This is a genomic window from Haloferula chungangensis, assembly GCF_042664875.1.
Classification (GTDB): Bacteria; Verrucomicrobiota; Verrucomicrobiia; order Verrucomicrobiales; family Akkermansiaceae; genus Haloferula; species Haloferula chungangensis.
In genome coordinates this window covers 280,030-294,097 of sequence record NZ_JBHTBS010000003.1, presented here as the reverse complement: position 1 = coordinate 294,097, position 14,068 = coordinate 280,030, and the positions used below count along the sequence as shown (strand labels likewise).

General features: G+C 57.5%; 18 protein-coding genes. 11 read left to right on the top strand and 7 right to left on the bottom strand.

What is annotated here, in order from left to right; all coding sequences use genetic code 11:
- Positions 1-49: 49 nt before the first annotated feature.
- Genes ACFQY0_RS07815 through trpA form a run of 4 tightly spaced genes read right to left on the bottom strand, consistent with a single transcriptional unit; the run spans position 50 to position 2,428 of the window.
- Complete coding sequence (locus ACFQY0_RS07815; RefSeq protein WP_379711049.1) at positions 50-229, bottom strand: hypothetical protein; 180 nt, start codon at positions 227-229, stop codon at positions 50-52.
- Entirely contained in the window at positions 226-771 is a 546-nt protein-coding gene (locus ACFQY0_RS07810; protein ID WP_379711047.1) for a zeta toxin family protein, read from the bottom strand. The genes ACFQY0_RS07815 and ACFQY0_RS07810 overlap by 4 nt, the downstream gene beginning before the upstream one ends.
- Before the next feature lie 3 nt (positions 772-774).
- Entirely contained in the window at positions 775-1,587 is an 813-nt protein-coding gene (gene dapF / locus ACFQY0_RS07805) for a diaminopimelate epimerase (protein ID WP_379711045.1), read from the bottom strand.
- A gap of 46 nt (positions 1,588-1,633) precedes the next feature.
- Positions 1,634-2,428, bottom strand: coding sequence for a tryptophan synthase subunit alpha (gene trpA, locus ACFQY0_RS07800; protein WP_379711043.1), 795 nt, complete (start codon positions 2,426-2,428; stop codon positions 1,634-1,636).
- 153 nt (positions 2,429-2,581) lie between these two features.
- Here trpA and nuoB point away from each other — a divergent pair, with 153 nt between their 5' ends.
- Genes nuoB through ACFQY0_RS07785 form a run of 3 tightly spaced genes read left to right on the top strand, consistent with a single transcriptional unit; the run spans position 2,582 to position 4,482 of the window.
- Positions 2,582-3,121, top strand: coding sequence for an NADH-quinone oxidoreductase subunit NuoB (nuoB, locus tag ACFQY0_RS07795; RefSeq protein ID WP_379711041.1), 540 nt, complete (start codon positions 2,582-2,584; stop codon positions 3,119-3,121).
- Positions 3,122-3,127: 6 nt separating this feature from the next.
- Entirely contained in the window at positions 3,128-3,700 is a 573-nt protein-coding gene (locus ACFQY0_RS07790) for an NADH-quinone oxidoreductase subunit C (protein WP_379711039.1), read from the top strand.
- A 56-nt stretch (positions 3,701-3,756) separates the two neighbouring features.
- On the top strand, positions 3,757-4,482 hold the full coding sequence (locus tag ACFQY0_RS07785) for a rhomboid family intramembrane serine protease (protein ID WP_379711037.1): 726 nt from the start codon (positions 3,757-3,759) through the stop codon (positions 4,480-4,482).
- Here the strand turns inward: ACFQY0_RS07785 and ACFQY0_RS07780 are convergent.
- Positions 4,479-5,321, bottom strand: a complete 843-nt coding sequence (locus ACFQY0_RS07780; protein WP_379711035.1) for a hypothetical protein — start codon at positions 5,319-5,321, stop codon at positions 4,479-4,481. The genes ACFQY0_RS07785 and ACFQY0_RS07780 overlap by 4 nt on opposite strands.
- Before the next feature lie 118 nt (positions 5,322-5,439).
- Between ACFQY0_RS07780 and galE the strand changes: the two genes are divergently transcribed.
- From galE to ACFQY0_RS07760, 4 genes are all read left to right on the top strand, one after another.
- Positions 5,440-6,441, top strand: a complete 1,002-nt coding sequence (gene galE / locus ACFQY0_RS07775) for a UDP-glucose 4-epimerase GalE (RefSeq protein WP_379711033.1) — start codon at positions 5,440-5,442, stop codon at positions 6,439-6,441.
- 88 nt (positions 6,442-6,529) lie between these two features.
- Positions 6,530-7,231: a Tfp pilus assembly protein FimT/FimU gene (locus tag ACFQY0_RS07770; RefSeq protein ID WP_379711031.1), complete on the top strand. Its 702-nt coding sequence runs from the start codon at positions 6,530-6,532 to the stop codon at positions 7,229-7,231.
- Between the two features lie 3 nt (positions 7,232-7,234).
- Positions 7,235-7,945: a type IV pilus modification PilV family protein gene (locus ACFQY0_RS07765; RefSeq protein WP_379711029.1), complete on the top strand. Its 711-nt coding sequence runs from the start codon at positions 7,235-7,237 to the stop codon at positions 7,943-7,945.
- A 22-nt stretch (positions 7,946-7,967) separates the two neighbouring features.
- Complete coding sequence (locus tag ACFQY0_RS07760; protein ID WP_379711027.1) at positions 7,968-8,900, top strand: PulJ/GspJ family protein; 933 nt, start codon at positions 7,968-7,970, stop codon at positions 8,898-8,900.
- A gap of 9 nt (positions 8,901-8,909) precedes the next feature.
- Here the strand turns inward: ACFQY0_RS07760 and aroB are convergent, their stop codons facing one another.
- Both aroB and ACFQY0_RS07750 read right to left on the bottom strand, forming a co-directional pair.
- Complete coding sequence (gene aroB, locus ACFQY0_RS07755) at positions 8,910-9,995, bottom strand: 3-dehydroquinate synthase (RefSeq protein WP_379711025.1); 1,086 nt, start codon at positions 9,993-9,995, stop codon at positions 8,910-8,912.
- 49 nt (positions 9,996-10,044) lie between these two features.
- Complete coding sequence (locus tag ACFQY0_RS07750; RefSeq protein ID WP_379711023.1) at positions 10,045-10,659, bottom strand: 3'-5' exonuclease; 615 nt, start codon at positions 10,657-10,659, stop codon at positions 10,045-10,047.
- Positions 10,660-10,912: 253 nt separating this feature from the next.
- On the opposite strand from ACFQY0_RS07750, the gene ACFQY0_RS07745 reads away from it, so the two are divergent.
- From ACFQY0_RS07745 to ACFQY0_RS07730, 4 genes are read left to right on the top strand one after another with little or no spacing between them, the layout of a single operon-like run.
- A complete protein-coding gene (locus ACFQY0_RS07745; RefSeq protein WP_379711021.1) occupies positions 10,913-11,758 on the top strand; it encodes a UbiA prenyltransferase family protein in 846 nt (281 codons plus the stop codon).
- A gap of 45 nt (positions 11,759-11,803) precedes the next feature.
- Positions 11,804-12,436 (top strand): adenylate kinase family protein, encoded by a 633-nt coding sequence (locus ACFQY0_RS07740; protein WP_379711019.1) that lies wholly within the window; start codon positions 11,804-11,806, stop codon positions 12,434-12,436.
- Entirely contained in the window at positions 12,436-13,380 is a 945-nt protein-coding gene (gene fmt, locus ACFQY0_RS07735) for a methionyl-tRNA formyltransferase (RefSeq protein ID WP_379711017.1), read from the top strand. The genes ACFQY0_RS07740 and fmt overlap by 1 nt, the downstream gene beginning before the upstream one ends.
- A gap of 37 nt (positions 13,381-13,417) precedes the next feature.
- The gene (locus tag ACFQY0_RS07730) at positions 13,418-13,957 is read left to right on the top strand and encodes a hypothetical protein (RefSeq protein WP_379711015.1); all 540 of its coding nucleotides are present in this window, start codon (positions 13,418-13,420) and stop codon (positions 13,955-13,957) included.
- Positions 13,958-14,068 lie beyond the last annotated feature (111 nt).

Genomic DNA, 14,068 nt, shown 5'->3' with positions numbered 1-14,068 from the left:
CAACCCGGAAGAGCGGGATTGGTGAAAAAGCTTGGGGTGCCCGGGAGACTCAGAGCTTTTCGCGGACCAGCTTGCCGTCCTTCCACACAATCAAGGGCAGACCGAGGCGCTTGTTCTCGGCGCGCAGCTTTTTGTCGGCACGACGATGAGCGCGTAGAGCTCCTTTGGCAAATTCGGGAAGTTCCGATTCGCGGAGGTGAGTCAATTTACTTTGGCGGGGCGCGATCATCTTAATATTTGAGCCACTTCAAGGATAGTATGGCTTTCGTGAGAAGCCAAGGGTTTAGGCGGCGAGTCGCGGTTATCCCAAACGATCCACCGATCGGCCAAAGGAAGGTAGAGTTCGGTCAAATTAGTCATAATTCGGTCATAGCGCCTGAGAATGTCAGCTTCGGGAACCGAATGTCCGCCCTTTTTGACCCGTTGCCTGACCCGAGCGAGTGAGGTCCGTGCATCGGGTATCCACAGAAAATGGAAGGTGATTTGGTAACCCACTGCTTTCGCTCGTTTCAATACCTTCGAGTAACTGCGACCCGACAAGGTCGATTCGAGTGCGAAATCGGTCTTTGTCGCGATGAGCTCGTCGATTTCTCCAAGCAGGATCCGACCAGCTTTGCGGCTAACTTGATCGGGGTTGAAAGGGGAAAGTCCCCGGGCGATTTCGTCGTTGTTGAGGAAGCGCATTCCTTCCAATTCGCGTGGAAGGTAGTCTCGCGCGAATGTCGTTTTCCCCGCTCCATTCGGGCCACCGATGAGGACGAGTTCAGGCACTTGTTAGATTTCGATGTCGCCCTCAAAGACGAAGTCGGCGGGGCCGGTCAGGGTGACGTTCTTGAATCCTTCCTCGCCGTCCTTCTCAAAGCCGATCTCAAGAGTGTCGCCGCCTTTCACATCGACCTTGATCGGTGAGGGCGCACCGGTGAGCAGGTGGTGCATCAGGGCGCAGGCGACCATGCCGGTGCCGCAGGCGAGGGTCTCGTCCTCAACACCGCGCTCGTAGGTGCGGATCGCGATGTGGTCAGGGGAGAGGACCGTGGCGAAGTTCGCGTTGGTGCCTTTTGGCGCGAAGTGCTCGTGGAAACGAATGGCGGCACCGTGCTTGACGACATCCGTTGCGGGGAGGTCATCGACAAAAGCGACCGCGTGCGGGACGCCGGTATTGATGAATCGCAGCGGTGCATCGAGACCCGGAACGGTGGCACCGGTATCGAGTTGCAGGTCGAAGGGCTCCGACATGGCAATGCGGATGTTGTCCTCGACCAACTCGGCGGTGAGGGTGCCGGCGATGGTTTCGAAGCTGACGCTTTCGGCCGGTTCGTCTAACAACGCTGCGGTGAAGCGTCCGAAACAACGCGCGCCATTGCCGCACATTTCGGCTTCGCCGCCGTCGGCATTGTAGTAGCGGAATTTGAAATCGGCTCCATTTTCAGCGGGTTCGACGGCGAGCAGGCCGTCGGCGCCGACGCCGCGGTGGCGGTCGCACAGGTGCTCGATCTGGTCCTGGCTGAGATTCAGGGAAAGGTCGCGGTTATCGACGACGACGAAGTCGTTGCCGGCACCATTCATCTTGTAGAAGTGGAGGAGCATGGTTAGGGAATTTTTCAATGATCAATTTTCCAATGCCAAAAACCGATTAGATCGACTTGGCCGCGTGAATGAGTGGGGTGGTGAATTCTACCACAGCTTCGGCGGCGCGCTCGGGATGGAGTTCGATCTGCTTGACGATGGCGGAGCCGACAATGATGCCGTCGCCTGCCTGGGCGACCATTCTGGCTTGGTCGGGTGTGGTGATTCCGAAGCCGACGCAAATGGGTGTCTTGGTGTGTGGTGTGATGCGCGCGACTTGGGCGGCGATGTCTTGCGAGGGCGCACCGTGAGCTCCGGTGACTCCCGTTCGAGAAAGGGCGTAGATGAATCCTTCGGCATCTCCGGCGAGGAGCGGCACGCGGGCGTCGGGGGTGGTCGGCGCGATCAGGCGGATGTGCTTGAGACCTTCACCCTTGGCCAGATCAGCATTGAGCTTGGCTTCATCCGGCGGCAGATCGAGGAGCAGGATGCCATCGGCTCCAGCGGCGGCAGCATCGGTATGAAATTCTTCAAAGCCGTAGGTGAAGATCGGATTGAGGTAGGTGAAGAGCACGATCGGCGTGTCGTGGGTCTTGCGGAACGCGCGGATCAGTTCGAGAGAGCGGAGGGTGCTCATGCCGGACTTGAGGGCTCGCTCGGCAGCCATCTGGTTGACGATGCCGTCCGCCAGCGGATCGGAAAAGGGGAGACCGAGTTCGATGATGTCGGCACCCGCATCGGCAAGCCCCTGGATGACCTTCAGCGACTCGTCGAAATTCGGGTCTCCGGCGGCGACGTAGGCGACAAAGGCTTTTTTCCCTTCGGAGCGGAGACGTTCAAATGCGGCATCGATGCGGTTCATGGGCGGCGGGACTTTCCTCAGAATCGCTTGTTGAGGCAAGGGTGGTGTGGGTTTTGGCGAGATTTCTCCCGGCTGACCAAGACCGGAGCTTGTGAAAACTTTCACAAACGGCTTGAGGCTGGGCCCGGGGATGGCATCTTCGCGGCGTTCCACATGGTCACTGACAACAATTCCACAGCCCACGCGGCCTACGATTCGAAGATCGAAGGCAATGTGATCGTCACTCGCGTGGATGCCGCGATGAACTGGATGCGCAAGAATTCGATGTGGCCGATGCCAATGGGCCTCGCCTGCTGCGCGATCGAGATGATGGCTTCGGCCTGTTCGCGCTTTGACCTTTCCCGCTTCGGGATGGAGGTGATGCGCTTTTCTCCGCGTCAGGCCGACGTGATGATCGTTTCCGGCACTGTTACTTATAAAATGGCTCTTGCGGTGAAGCGGGTCTGGGACCAGATGCCCGAGCCAAAGTGGTGCATCGCGATGGGCGCGTGTGCTTCGAGCGGTGGGATGTATCGCAGCTATGCGGTGCTGCAGGGAATCGACCAATTGATCCCTGTGGATGTTTACATTTCCGGTTGCCCACCCCGTCCTGAAGCCTTGATCGCCGGCCTGATGAAATTGCAGGATGAAGTCGATAAGACGCCTGCCGTGGCCAATCAGAAGAAGGAATTCTTCGAAGAACTTTCCTCATAATTGACGATGTCGACCTCTGCTCAAGATATCGAAGCCCTCAAGGCGAAGTTTGGTGATGCCGTGACGGGAACCATTGAGTTCCGTGGCGAGCACACGATCTGTGTTTCTCTTTCGTCGCTGCACGATGTGCTGGCGCACGCGAAGAACGAACTCGGTTTTGATTTCCTGCTCGATATTTCGAGTCTGGATCATTTCGGCGAGGATCCTCGTTTTGAGATGGTCTATGAGTTGGCGACGCTTGATGACTCCAAGCATCTGCGTGTGAAGTCGAAAGTGGCTGAGGACGAGAAGGTCGCGAGCGCCACGGACATTTGGCTTGGCGCTGATTGGCATGAGCGTGAGGTCTACGACATGATGGGCATCGCGTTCACCGATCACCCGAATCTCAAGCGTATCCTGATGTGGGAAGGTTATCCTTTCCACCCGCTGAGGAAGGATTTCCCGCTGGCGGGTCGTCCGAGTGAGATGCCTGATGTGGCCTTCACCGGTGTGGCTCCTCTGGAGGGTGGCCCCTTTGTGACCGTTCCGGGCACTGCTGATGTCGCCAAGCGCGAACCTCGTTCGCGTGCGATGGATTAAAGGCCTCGATTTTCCGTTTCCCACCACCCCGCGATCCCATGCAGACTCCTCCGACCATGCGCGGAGGATCTGTGTCCAAATGGAGCACGATGGGCAGTGACCTCATCGCGGCACGGGCGACCCTCGGGTTGGTCGGTTTGCTGTTTCTTATCCAGTTGGCCATTGAGAGTTCCGGTGGATTTGCCGGGAATCCTGAGCTTTTCGGAAAGCTCGGGCTCAGCCGTCAGGGGATCTCAAATGGGGATTTCTGGCAGCCATTCAGCTACGCATTGATTCACGGAAACTGGGTCCACCTGATGATGAATGCCTTTGGTTTGCTGGCGATTGGCCCACGGATTGAACGCATCGGAGGAGCGCGACTTCTGCTGGTTCTCCTGATCGCGGGATGGTTGATGGGGGGGCTGTTTCACCTGATGATGAGTGGGGGTGAAGTGCTGGTTCCCTTGGTGGGGATATCCGGGGGAGTGGCTGCTGCTCTGCTCTGGTTGACGGGGGTATCGCCAGGATCCCGAATGTGGCCCCTGCCGATTTCAGGAAAAAATCTCGGGATCGGGGTGATGCTTGCGTCGGGCCTCCTCGCCGTGATCCAACCCGCGCTGGGGCAAGGGAGAGGCGCGGATGTTTCTCACGCCTGTCACTTCGGAGGCGGCCTGCTGGGCTGGGCGATGGCACGGTGGGCACTTCGGCCACGGGTGACGTTGGCAAAGCTGCAAAAAGAACGGGCCCGCCGCGAAGCTGCTGGCGGACCCGCTCGAAGTCTGAACCGGCGATCGAGGCCTTAGTTCACATTCCGGCGCTTCTGAATTTCTTGCAAACGCTGGCGCTGGGCCTCTTGGACGGCTCTCACGTTCTCCTGACGTCTGGCTTCTGCGACGGGAATGTGGACGCCATTTGCCCTTTGTCGCTGTGGGGTGGGTGCTGGTTGGGCCTGACGCTCGCGTTGAGGTCCTGCAGCGGGTTGATTCGATGGCCGTGGTCGAGCGTTGATTGGCTCACGTGAAACATGGCGATCAGCTTGTCGGCTGCTTGGTTGGCCATGAGTTTGGTTTCCTGACGTCCCCCGGGTCGAGTTTCCGCGTGAGTACGGGCCAGGCTGCTGGCCCTGCCTTTGAAAGTTTGGCTGGCTGCGATCCTGATCCCTGCGGAAATTGCCACCGTTGCTCGCATGGTTTTGTGAGGGGCGGATGGCATTCCCGTCGTTTCTGACGTGAGCCTGATTGGCCCATGAGTAGTTGCGAGCCCGAAGTTGGGCGACGCGGTCCTGGTGCTGGTTCAGGGTCCTTCCGTTGACGCTGCGCGGAACAGGCGCGTGTCCCCGGCCTCCCCAGCCATACGGATGAGGGCAGTTGGCGATTGGGCGGGGTTTGTAGCCGCGGGGGTAGTATCCGTAAAGGTAGGGATCATAGTAGCAGCTCCGTCGGCGGTCGTAATAGCAGCGCACTACCGGGTCATAGTACCAGTAGTCACTGCTCGTGGAGACGAAGGACGCACTGACGGCCGTAGTTCCGTATGTTCCATATCCAGAGCTGTAGCTGCCATACGATGAGCCGTAGTAGCAGGAGCTGAAAGCCGCTGCGGCAGCCGCGATGACTGCGGACTTGATCAAGAGAGTTGTTTTCATTGTGGGGAGTATGACGGCTCCCAGCGGAATCTATTCATGGGATTCCGGCATGTGTCTAGGGCTTGGATTGACAGTACGGGCTGAGGTCTCTTTTTTGGGGCACCCCCAGCGGCATTTTATGAGCAACCCCATTCTCGTTACAGGCGGAGCCGGATATATCGGCTCCCACACCGTCAGGCTTTTGGCCTCCCAGAACCGCAAAGTGGTCGTTCTGGACAATCTCGCCTATGGGCATCGCGACGCGATCATCGACGAAGGCGTCGAGCTGGTCATCGGTGACGTGGGTGACCGCGCGCTGCTGGAGAAGCTTTTTGATCAGCACCAATTTGGTGCGGTGGTTCACTTCGCAGCCTTTGCCTATGTGGGTGAGTCGGTGACGGACCCTCTGAAATACTACCGCAACAACACCGCGGAGCCCCTGACATTGCTCGAGACGATGCAAGCCAAGGACTGTAAGGTTTTCGTATTTTCCTCGACCTGTGCGACTTACGGCGTCCCGGATGCGGTTCCGATTGTTGAGACCAACAAGCAGGATCCGATCAATCCCTATGGTCGCAGTAAATTGATGCTGGAGTGGATTCTGAGGGATTGCGAAACGGCGTGGGGCTTGAAAAGCGCTTGTCTGCGCTATTTTAACGCGAGTGGCTCGTCAGCAGATGGAAAAATTGGAGAGGATCACGATCCGGAAACCCATTTGATTCCGCGGGTCTTGATGGCGCTGACAGGCGAGATTTCCCACCTGGACGTGTTTGGAACCGATTATCCGACTCCGGACGGAACCTGCATTCGCGACTACATCCACGTCGAGGATCTGGCTGATGCTCATGCGAAAGCCCTCGATTTCCTCGCGGCGAATGGTGATTCGATTCGCTGCAATCTTGGAACGGGAGTCGGAGTTTCGGTGAAAGAGATCATCGATGCTGCCGAGGAAGTGACGGGCAGGAAAGTGCCTGTCAAATTTGGGCCTCGACGCGAAGGTGATCCTCCGCAACTTCTTGCGGATCCAAGGCTTGCAAAGGAGCTCCTCGGTTGGGAGGCTAGTCGCAAGGACGTTCGTGAGATGGTCAGGGGCGCCTGGGCATGGATGAACGGCCCAAACTCCGGCCGCTACGAAAAATAACCTGGTGTCGCGTAATTGCGATGTAATCACATTCTTGCTTGCCAACTCATCAAGTTGGGGGCACTAGTTTTCAAAACCTGAATTCCCGATGAAAAGACCTTCTGAACGCTCCAGAGCAGGTTTCACCTTGGTGGAACTGCTCGTCGTCATCCTCATTATTACCGTCCTGCTCACCATCGGTGCGGCGGGATTCCGCAACGCTGGCGGAAAAGGAGTGAGTACCGCATTGCCCTCCGCTGAGGCGATATTTGACGAAGCTCGCTCAGTGGCAGTGGGAAAAGGGACCTTGTCACGAGTCTTGATCGACGTTGATGACCCGAGTTCGGAAGGGAACTACCTGCGCCGAATGTTTGTGATTTATCAGGCAACCGACGACAATGGTGAGCCCATTCCAAATTCGTGGGTGCTTTCCGGAAAGGCCTACATTTTCCCGCCGAAGACCTACTTCAGCCGTGAATTCAGCAAAAAGAACCACAAGGCCCAGTCCGGCAGTCTGGATACCATGACGCTCTCGGGCGTGTCCGGGATGTACAATTCGAAGAAGACAGGCTACCTTTACTACGAATTCAATGCCGAGGGGATCTGCACCACGGGATTGAATGGTGACGAGTATGATGCGCCAAGTTTTGTCATCGCAGGTGGTGCCCGAGGAAGAGGTGAAGATACCCCCAGAACCACGAGCGATGGTCGCCGGGACTTCGGCGGTTTTGTGATCTGGCGCAATGGAGCGACCTCGGTTTTCCGCAATCCCACACAAATCATCGGTGCTGATTCACCTACAAATTTCTGACTCATGAAAAGTCCACTCATTTCCCGAACCCGCAGGGGATTCACCCTGATGGAGACCGTCATTGCCATTGGCGTGCTGGCGTTGCTCCTCACTGGATTCCTCGCTGTCTTCGCTCCCGCAACCGCCGGCATTCGTAAAGCAGTGAGTATTCAGGAGGCAGACCGCCTGGCCTTTGCTCTGCAAAAAGAGCTGGTCTTGCTGCGAGGGGACAATCCCACGCAGAATACCGGATTCGAAAAGGCCTACGATTGGATCAAGGGATCGACGACCAACAACACCGCTCTACTCGTCTATCAATACCGCTCGGTGATTGATGGTTCGCTGCGTTCCGATGGTACACCGGAGCCCTACACTTCTGCTGGCGGCGTCGCTGGTGAGGACTTCATCGTCCAACCGATGGTCCGCCAGAAGAGTGATCCCGAGCTGAAAAGTGATCTGCAGGCCCTTGAAGGTCGGGTCTATGCCGCCAAGTTGGTTCAGCTGGTCTTTAACAGCAATGGGGAGTTGGAAAGAGGAGCCGAAGGGAAGATCACCTCACCGACAGGTGGTGCCGGAGGGACTTCCGCCGAAACCTACCCTGAAGCGGTGATTGCCTTTGCCGCGGAGTTTCATCTGCTCCCCAATTCTGCCCACGGCTACATTACAGGATCGCAATTCAATCTGACCAAACTAAACCAGCCGGTCTTCACCCGTAACCTGGCGGTCCGTCGTTGATCCCTTTCCAAAAAAACTCTCCATGAAAACCTGCCCACCAAAAACCCGGAAGTCCGGCTTCACCCTCATTGAGTTGATGGTGTCGATGGGGATTACCGCTGTGATCATCACCGTGCTCGTCACGATCACCGGAGTTGCCACGGATACCTGGACTCGCAGCCGTTCCCAGTTGCGCGCTTCGCGTCAGGCGAAAGTGCTGATTGATACGATGGCCAAGGACTTCGAGTCGCTTGTCTCCCGTCGAGGTGACAACATGGAATGGCTCTACGTGGCCATGGATGCCGATGCGGATCTTCCGAAGGTTGTTAGAGGGAGTAGTAATGCCAACGTGGCTGCCTTTACCTTCTTTACCGCGGCAACCGATCGCTACAATGGACAAATCGGCCAATCAGCGGATGCCGGAGGAGATGTTTCCTGTGTCGCTTATCGCATGCGCTTTCAGGACCCCATTGAAGGAGGAAGCGGCGATAACGATACTTCGACCTACGTTTTCTACCGGAAGCTGATCAATCCCGATGAGACCTTCGAGAAGTTGTTGGGCGAGGAGGATCTTGACACCGCGTTCTCGTCATTTGAGAGCGAAGTGGACCAGGAGGAAAACTTCATTTGTGAAAACGTGCACCAGGTCACGGCCACCTTCCTCGTCGAAGTGACGAGAGAGGGAGTGGGTAGTGATTCAGCACGCGTCGAAACCGCCCGTGTGGTCCTGGAGAGTTCTTCAGGGAGCGGAGAGTTCAGGCTGAAGGGCAATGGAATCGACGTTCAAGGTGCCGAGCTGGGCACCTTTACCGCGGATGAGATCGCCGCTGGTCGACTGAGCGGCGTTGAACTGAGTGTCTCGGTGCTTTCCGATGCCGGTATGATCCGCCGCAATGCAGCGGACGGATTGACCGAAAAGGATTACGCCCGTCAGTCCTACCACTACTCGCGTGTGGTCGATGTTCCCGGGAACTGAGTCGCTGAATTACGGGGTTTGCCGTAGCTGCTCGACGGTCTCGCGAAGATCTTCCTGAGTCACGTTGTCAGCCAGATAGGCGTCACCGGGTTCACGAAGAAGCACAAAGCGGATCGCTCCTGCGGTGAATTTCTTGTCGCGCGACAGGCGTTGGAGGATCGTGGCCGATTCGATTTCTTCAGGCAGGACGACAGGGAGTCTGAAGTGTTCGAGGAGTTGTAGCACCGCCCGAGCTCCCTCATTACTGAGTCCGGCGCGTTTCTGGCTGAGGAGGAGTGCCGCCCGTAGTCCCAGGGAGATGGCTTCGCCATGGAGCATCTCTCCGTAGGGGACAGCGGCCTCGATGCCGTGGCCAATGGTGTGACCAAAGTTGAGCAGGGCCCTCGTGCCGGCCGTTTCGCGTTCGTCCTCTTCCACGATTCTCGCCTTGATGGCGATATTGCGGGCAATGAGGTCGGCGGGAACGTCGGGAGAATCGGGGTCGAGTTCGGCGAGTTCGCCAAGCATCGAGGCGTCGCGGATGGCGGCGTGCTTGATCACCTCGGCGAAGCCTTCGCGAAACTCGCGGGACGGAAGAGTGCGCAGGACTTCGGGGTCGACGAGCACCAACTTGGGTTGGTGAAAGGCACCGACGAGATTTTTTCCTTCGGGAAGATTGATGCCGGTTTTTCCCCCAACTGAGGAGTCAACTTGTGCGACGATGGTGGTGGGGATCTGAACGAAAGGGACACCGCGATAGAAAATGGAGGCCACGTAGCCGGCAAGATCACCGACGACTCCGCCGCCGAGAGCGATCACGAATGAGCTGCGATCGTGGCTTGCCTGAGCTAGTGAAGAGCAAAGGCAGGAGACCTGTTCGAACGACTTTGAGGCTTCTCCGGCAGGGATGACGTGACGGCTTGCTTCGATGCCGGCGGCTTTCAATGAGTCCGCGAGGGCGTCGCCATGATGTTGGTCAACGTTGCTGTCACTAATGACCGCCGCTTTGGCTCCGGGACGAAGGGCGGCGATGCGCTCTCCGGCCTGGGAGAGGACGCCATTTTCAACGACGACATCGTAGGAACGCTCGGCGAGATCGACATGGACGGTAGGCATGGGCGGGAGAATGGAGATTCGGTGCTGGGATGCAACTCTGGCTCGTGATCTATCGCGATCGTTGTTGGTGCCATTCCCGAGTATCGGGGAAGACAAGCTGGGCGAGAGGTCGGTCGGCGAGCTCGAAACTGGTGATGATGTCCTCAAGCAGGGCGAGCGAGGCAATCGTGTCGAAAAGGGCATCGTGCCAGGATCCTTTGGGAGCTAATTCCCGGATTCGCGGTTCAAGATTGCGGCTGATGCAAAGGGCCGAAAGCGAATGGTCCGGAAGTTCCGGCCACGCGGCGCGCGCGAGCAGCAGGGTGTCGACCCAGGGGCCGAATCCATGGCCGGGAAAAGCACGGAGAAAGCGCTTCTCGGTACCTTTTCCGTGAGCGACCACGACGGCAGAGCCCAGACGTTTCTTGATCACCGGCCAGAGTTCCAGGAGCGAGGGCGCGCCAATCAGGTCCTCGTCCTGAATGCCGTGAACTTTTCGAGCGGACCATGTGATCGGGCTCGATGATCTCAGGTAGGAGACGTATGCCTGAGCATGTCCCTCATGGATCGACCAACTCGCCAACCCGATCTGGACAGGAACGTCGGTCCTGCCGCGCGCCGCCCCCGCAGACTCAAAGTCGATTCCGGCAAAGCGTGCCTGGTGAATGGGGGTCTCAGGTGTCACGGAAAGAGCGATGCATTCGCCATGGGGAAATGGAAGCCCATTTCGGCCTGACGAGCAAATCGGTCTGTCGAGAGAAACAGGAGCCTGGCAGGCGACGGTTTCCATTGAGAGCGGTGGCAGATGGCGAGTTGGGGGGAGGGGTCGCATCCCAAGTATTCTGTAATCCCGGGCTTGCCAAGGTGGCGGGCCTTGCGAAAGGTCCGGTTCCGCGATGCCGGATCGACGAGCACCATTTTGGCTGTGGCCAAATCTGTTGAGCCTGGACGCCCCGCTGGTTGCGGTGGCGTGGCTATTTATGTTCGCGCGTGCGTGGCGGGTTGATTTTCACCCCTGGCAGGCTTACGCGGCACTCGGACTAACAGTCTGGATCATCTACGTCGTGGATCGCTTGATCGATGTGAGGATGCGTTCTCCAGATGACCCGATGCTCGGCTCACGACATCATTTCCATCAAAAGCACTGGAAGAAGTTTTTGCTGGGTGTGGTCGTGGCTGCCGCCACCGTGCTTTGGCTGACGCTCACGTATCTTCCTGTGGAGGTGATCGGTTATTCGATTCCGATCATGCTTCTCGTGGGAGTATTTTTCGCGCTCGTGGTGATGGTCCCTGCGACTCGAGACATTCCCTACTTACGCAACATCGTCGCGGGGATGACCTTTGGCATGGGGACCGCCCTGGTGGCGCATGTGTATGTGCCGATGGAGCCATTCTGGATCATGATGCAGAGCCGGGAAGTGATCAGCTTCGGTGTGCTGTGTGTCCTCAACATATCGGCGATCCATCTGTGGGAGCATTCGAGGCTCTCCAATGATCCCGAAATCAGGGCGGCCGACGAAATCAGTCTGACCCTCCCCTTGATTCTGCTTGGAGCCGCATCCTTGTGGTTTGCGTATCAGGATAACCCGGGGATGTTCGGAGGCTCCGTCGCCGACACGGATCCCTTGACTCGTCCCTTCTTCTACGGGGTGCTGATCTCGGCAGCCTTGCTACAGGTCATCAATCGGACCCGCGAGCGCTATTCGATGGATGCGTTGAGGTGCCTGGCGGATGCCGCGATGATCGTGCCTTTGCCATTGTTCATCGTCTTCTCCGGGACTTGATCGGCGCTTGCGGCGACCTTGGCTGCTCTCTAGGTTTGCTCCTTCATGATCAAGGCGCTCGACGTAAAACGGCCAGCCTTCCTGATTCTCGGTGCTCCGGGTTCAGGGAAGGGCACCCAGGGGAAAATCCTCGGGTCAATCCCACGATTCTTTCATTGTGCCTGTGGCGATGTGTTTCGTTCGCTCGACACGCGGACTGCGATCGGCCGCCGATTCGTCGAATACTCGAGTCGTGGCGAACTGGTTCCTGACGAACTCACGGTCGAGCTCTGGAAGGCTCAAGTCGACAACTGGGCGGAGTCCCATGTCTACAAACCCGACATCGATTTCCTTGTGCTTGATGGTATCCCCCGCAATGTCGAGCAGGCGGAAATGATCAGCAAGTTTCTCGAAGTGCATCAGGTCTTTCATCTATCGTGTCCGAATCGTGCCGAGCTTGCCCGTCGCATGCGCAAGCGTGCACTCAAGGAGAACCGCCTTGATGATGCTTCGGAAGACGTCATTCAGCAGAGGATTTCAACCTACGAAGCGGAGACGAAACCGATGCTCGACTACTACTCGAAAGATCTGGTGACGGAAATCGATGCGACTCGACCGCCGGTTGAGGTGCTGGGTAAGATCATCTCGAAAGCCGTGACACTGCCGGTCTACCTGGAGTGCGCTGACCAAATTGTTTAATGGAAAATCCACGCATTGTTTTTCTTGGCACCGGAGAAATTGCCATACCCGCCTTCCGATTTCTCATTGAAGAGGGATTTTGTCCTGTCGCTCTGGTTACCCAACCGGACCGACCGGCGGGGAGGAGGCGTGAACTCAAGCCGCCCCCCATCAAGGAAGTGGCGCTTGCGGTGGGTATGACGGTTCTGCAGCCGGAGAGGGTAAAGGAAGAAAGCACCTTGGAGGCCATTGAAGCCCTGAAGCCGGATCTGATCGTGGTGATGGCCTATGGTCAGATTCTTCCCAAGCGGCTGATCGGGATGGCGCCGCTCGGCTGTGTGAACCTCCATGCCTCCTTGCTGCCGAAATACCGGGGAGCTGCCTGCATTCAGGCGGCCATCGATGCCGGTGACTCGGTGACGGGGGTGACCCTGATGCATGTCGTTCCCAAGCTGGATGCCGGTGATGTCATTCTAGCAAAGGAAACTCCGATCAATGACGATGATACCGGAGGGAGCCTCCACGACCGTCTCGCGGAACTCGCTCGCGATGCTTTGAAAGCAGGCCTGCCGTCACTGTTAGATGGAACGGCGGCAAGCATGAGCCAGGAGAGCATGGGAGAAATTTCCCATATTTCGAAGCTCGATCGTGAGGATGGCCGGATCGACTGGTCGTGGTCCGCTCCGCGAATAGAAAGGCGCCTGCGCGCCTATGACCCTTGGCCGGGCTGTTACACGACCTATGCAGATGGAGCGAAAACCAAGCGCCTGAAGATCTTCCCCGCAGGGGTCTGCGCCGGGTTTGGGGAGCCGGGAGAGGTGACGATCGAGGGAGGGCAGGTCAGGGTGGCTTGTGGCGAAGGCCTGCTTGTCTTGGGTCACGTACAGGCTGACGGATCCCGCCGAATGGCGGCAATTGACTGGAGTCGTGGCTGGCAGGGTGAATCTGTGACACGTCTCGATTGATTGGTGCCGCACTCCGTGCCATTCTTTCCGCAACCTTATGAAATCCCTGATTGTCCTCGCAGCTTTGCTCGGCCCGCTCGCTGCCACTACCATTTCGGTGGTTCCTGTTTTTGAGCCGGTCAGCCTGCATGAGACGGATGTCGATGAGGTGATCACGGATACGGGGGAAGCGCTTCAAGCGACGGTGATTTCCAGGCCGATGGCGCTGACGGGAGCATTTCCCGAGACCCTGATCGAGTCGATTCGAACTCCCCACAAGCTGCCCAGCAACAATCCGAACTACACGGTTGAGGAGGCAAACCTGCTGGTGCTTTGCAATATCGGGATCGCTGCAGAGGTCACCGAAGAGGGGCTTGTCGTGAAATTTGATGTCGCGGAATTATCAATTCCCGATGGTGTCGACCTCACCATTCGTCAGGTGCTCAAGTTGGGAATGGTCGCGGTTAGAAAGACCCTGGAATATTATCAGGCACCGCAATCCGATCCACTGATTGTTAGAATTCGGATCGTGGGCACGAACGAAGGCACGGCTTCCCTTACGGAACTCGATTCCCAGTTCGCACTTGAGGGAGATTAGCCCCAATGAGGGGAGCAGGGGATTGAGCTGAAATGGAGCGCAAAGGGTGCTTCGTTATGCCGATTTGGCTCGGCTTCGAGGCTAAGGATTGGGGTTCAAGATCGGGGTCTC

Excerpts from the sequence above, each read along its gene's own strand:
- ACFQY0_RS07785 (WP_379711037.1), top strand. The coding sequence starts at position 3,757 with ATGCGCGGAGGATCTGTGTCCAAATGGAGCACGATGGGCAGTGACCTC.
- galE (WP_379711033.1), top strand. The coding sequence starts at position 5,440 with ATGAGCAACCCCATTCTCGTTACAGGCGGAGCCGGATATATCGGCTCC.
- ACFQY0_RS07765 (WP_379711029.1), top strand. The coding sequence starts at position 7,235 with ATGAAAAGTCCACTCATTTCCCGAACCCGCAGGGGATTCACCCTGATG.
- ACFQY0_RS07815 (WP_379711049.1), bottom strand. The coding sequence starts at position 229 with ATGATCGCGCCCCGCCAAAGTAAATTGACTCACCTCCGCGAATCGGAA.
- aroB (WP_379711025.1), bottom strand. The coding sequence starts at position 9,995 with ATGCCTACCGTCCATGTCGATCTCGCCGAGCGTTCCTACGATGTCGTC.
- ACFQY0_RS07790 (WP_379711039.1), top strand. The coding sequence starts at position 3,128 with ATGTCGACCTCTGCTCAAGATATCGAAGCCCTCAAGGCGAAGTTTGGT.
- ACFQY0_RS07730 (WP_379711015.1), top strand. The coding sequence starts at position 13,418 with ATGAAATCCCTGATTGTCCTCGCAGCTTTGCTCGGCCCGCTCGCTGCC.
- nuoB (WP_379711041.1), top strand. The coding sequence starts at position 2,582 with ATGGTCACTGACAACAATTCCACAGCCCACGCGGCCTACGATTCGAAG.
- fmt (WP_379711017.1), top strand. The coding sequence starts at position 12,436 with ATGGAAAATCCACGCATTGTTTTTCTTGGCACCGGAGAAATTGCCATA.
- ACFQY0_RS07740 (WP_379711019.1), top strand. The coding sequence starts at position 11,804 with ATGATCAAGGCGCTCGACGTAAAACGGCCAGCCTTCCTGATTCTCGGT.
- ACFQY0_RS07780 (WP_379711035.1), bottom strand. The coding sequence starts at position 5,321 with ATGAAAACAACTCTCTTGATCAAGTCCGCAGTCATCGCGGCTGCCGCA.
- trpA (WP_379711043.1), bottom strand. The coding sequence starts at position 2,428 with ATGAACCGCATCGATGCCGCATTTGAACGTCTCCGCTCCGAAGGGAAA.
- dapF (WP_379711045.1), bottom strand. The coding sequence starts at position 1,587 with ATGCTCCTCCACTTCTACAAGATGAATGGTGCCGGCAACGACTTCGTC.
- ACFQY0_RS07770 (WP_379711031.1), top strand. The coding sequence starts at position 6,530 with ATGAAAAGACCTTCTGAACGCTCCAGAGCAGGTTTCACCTTGGTGGAA.
- ACFQY0_RS07760 (WP_379711027.1), top strand. The coding sequence starts at position 7,968 with ATGAAAACCTGCCCACCAAAAACCCGGAAGTCCGGCTTCACCCTCATT.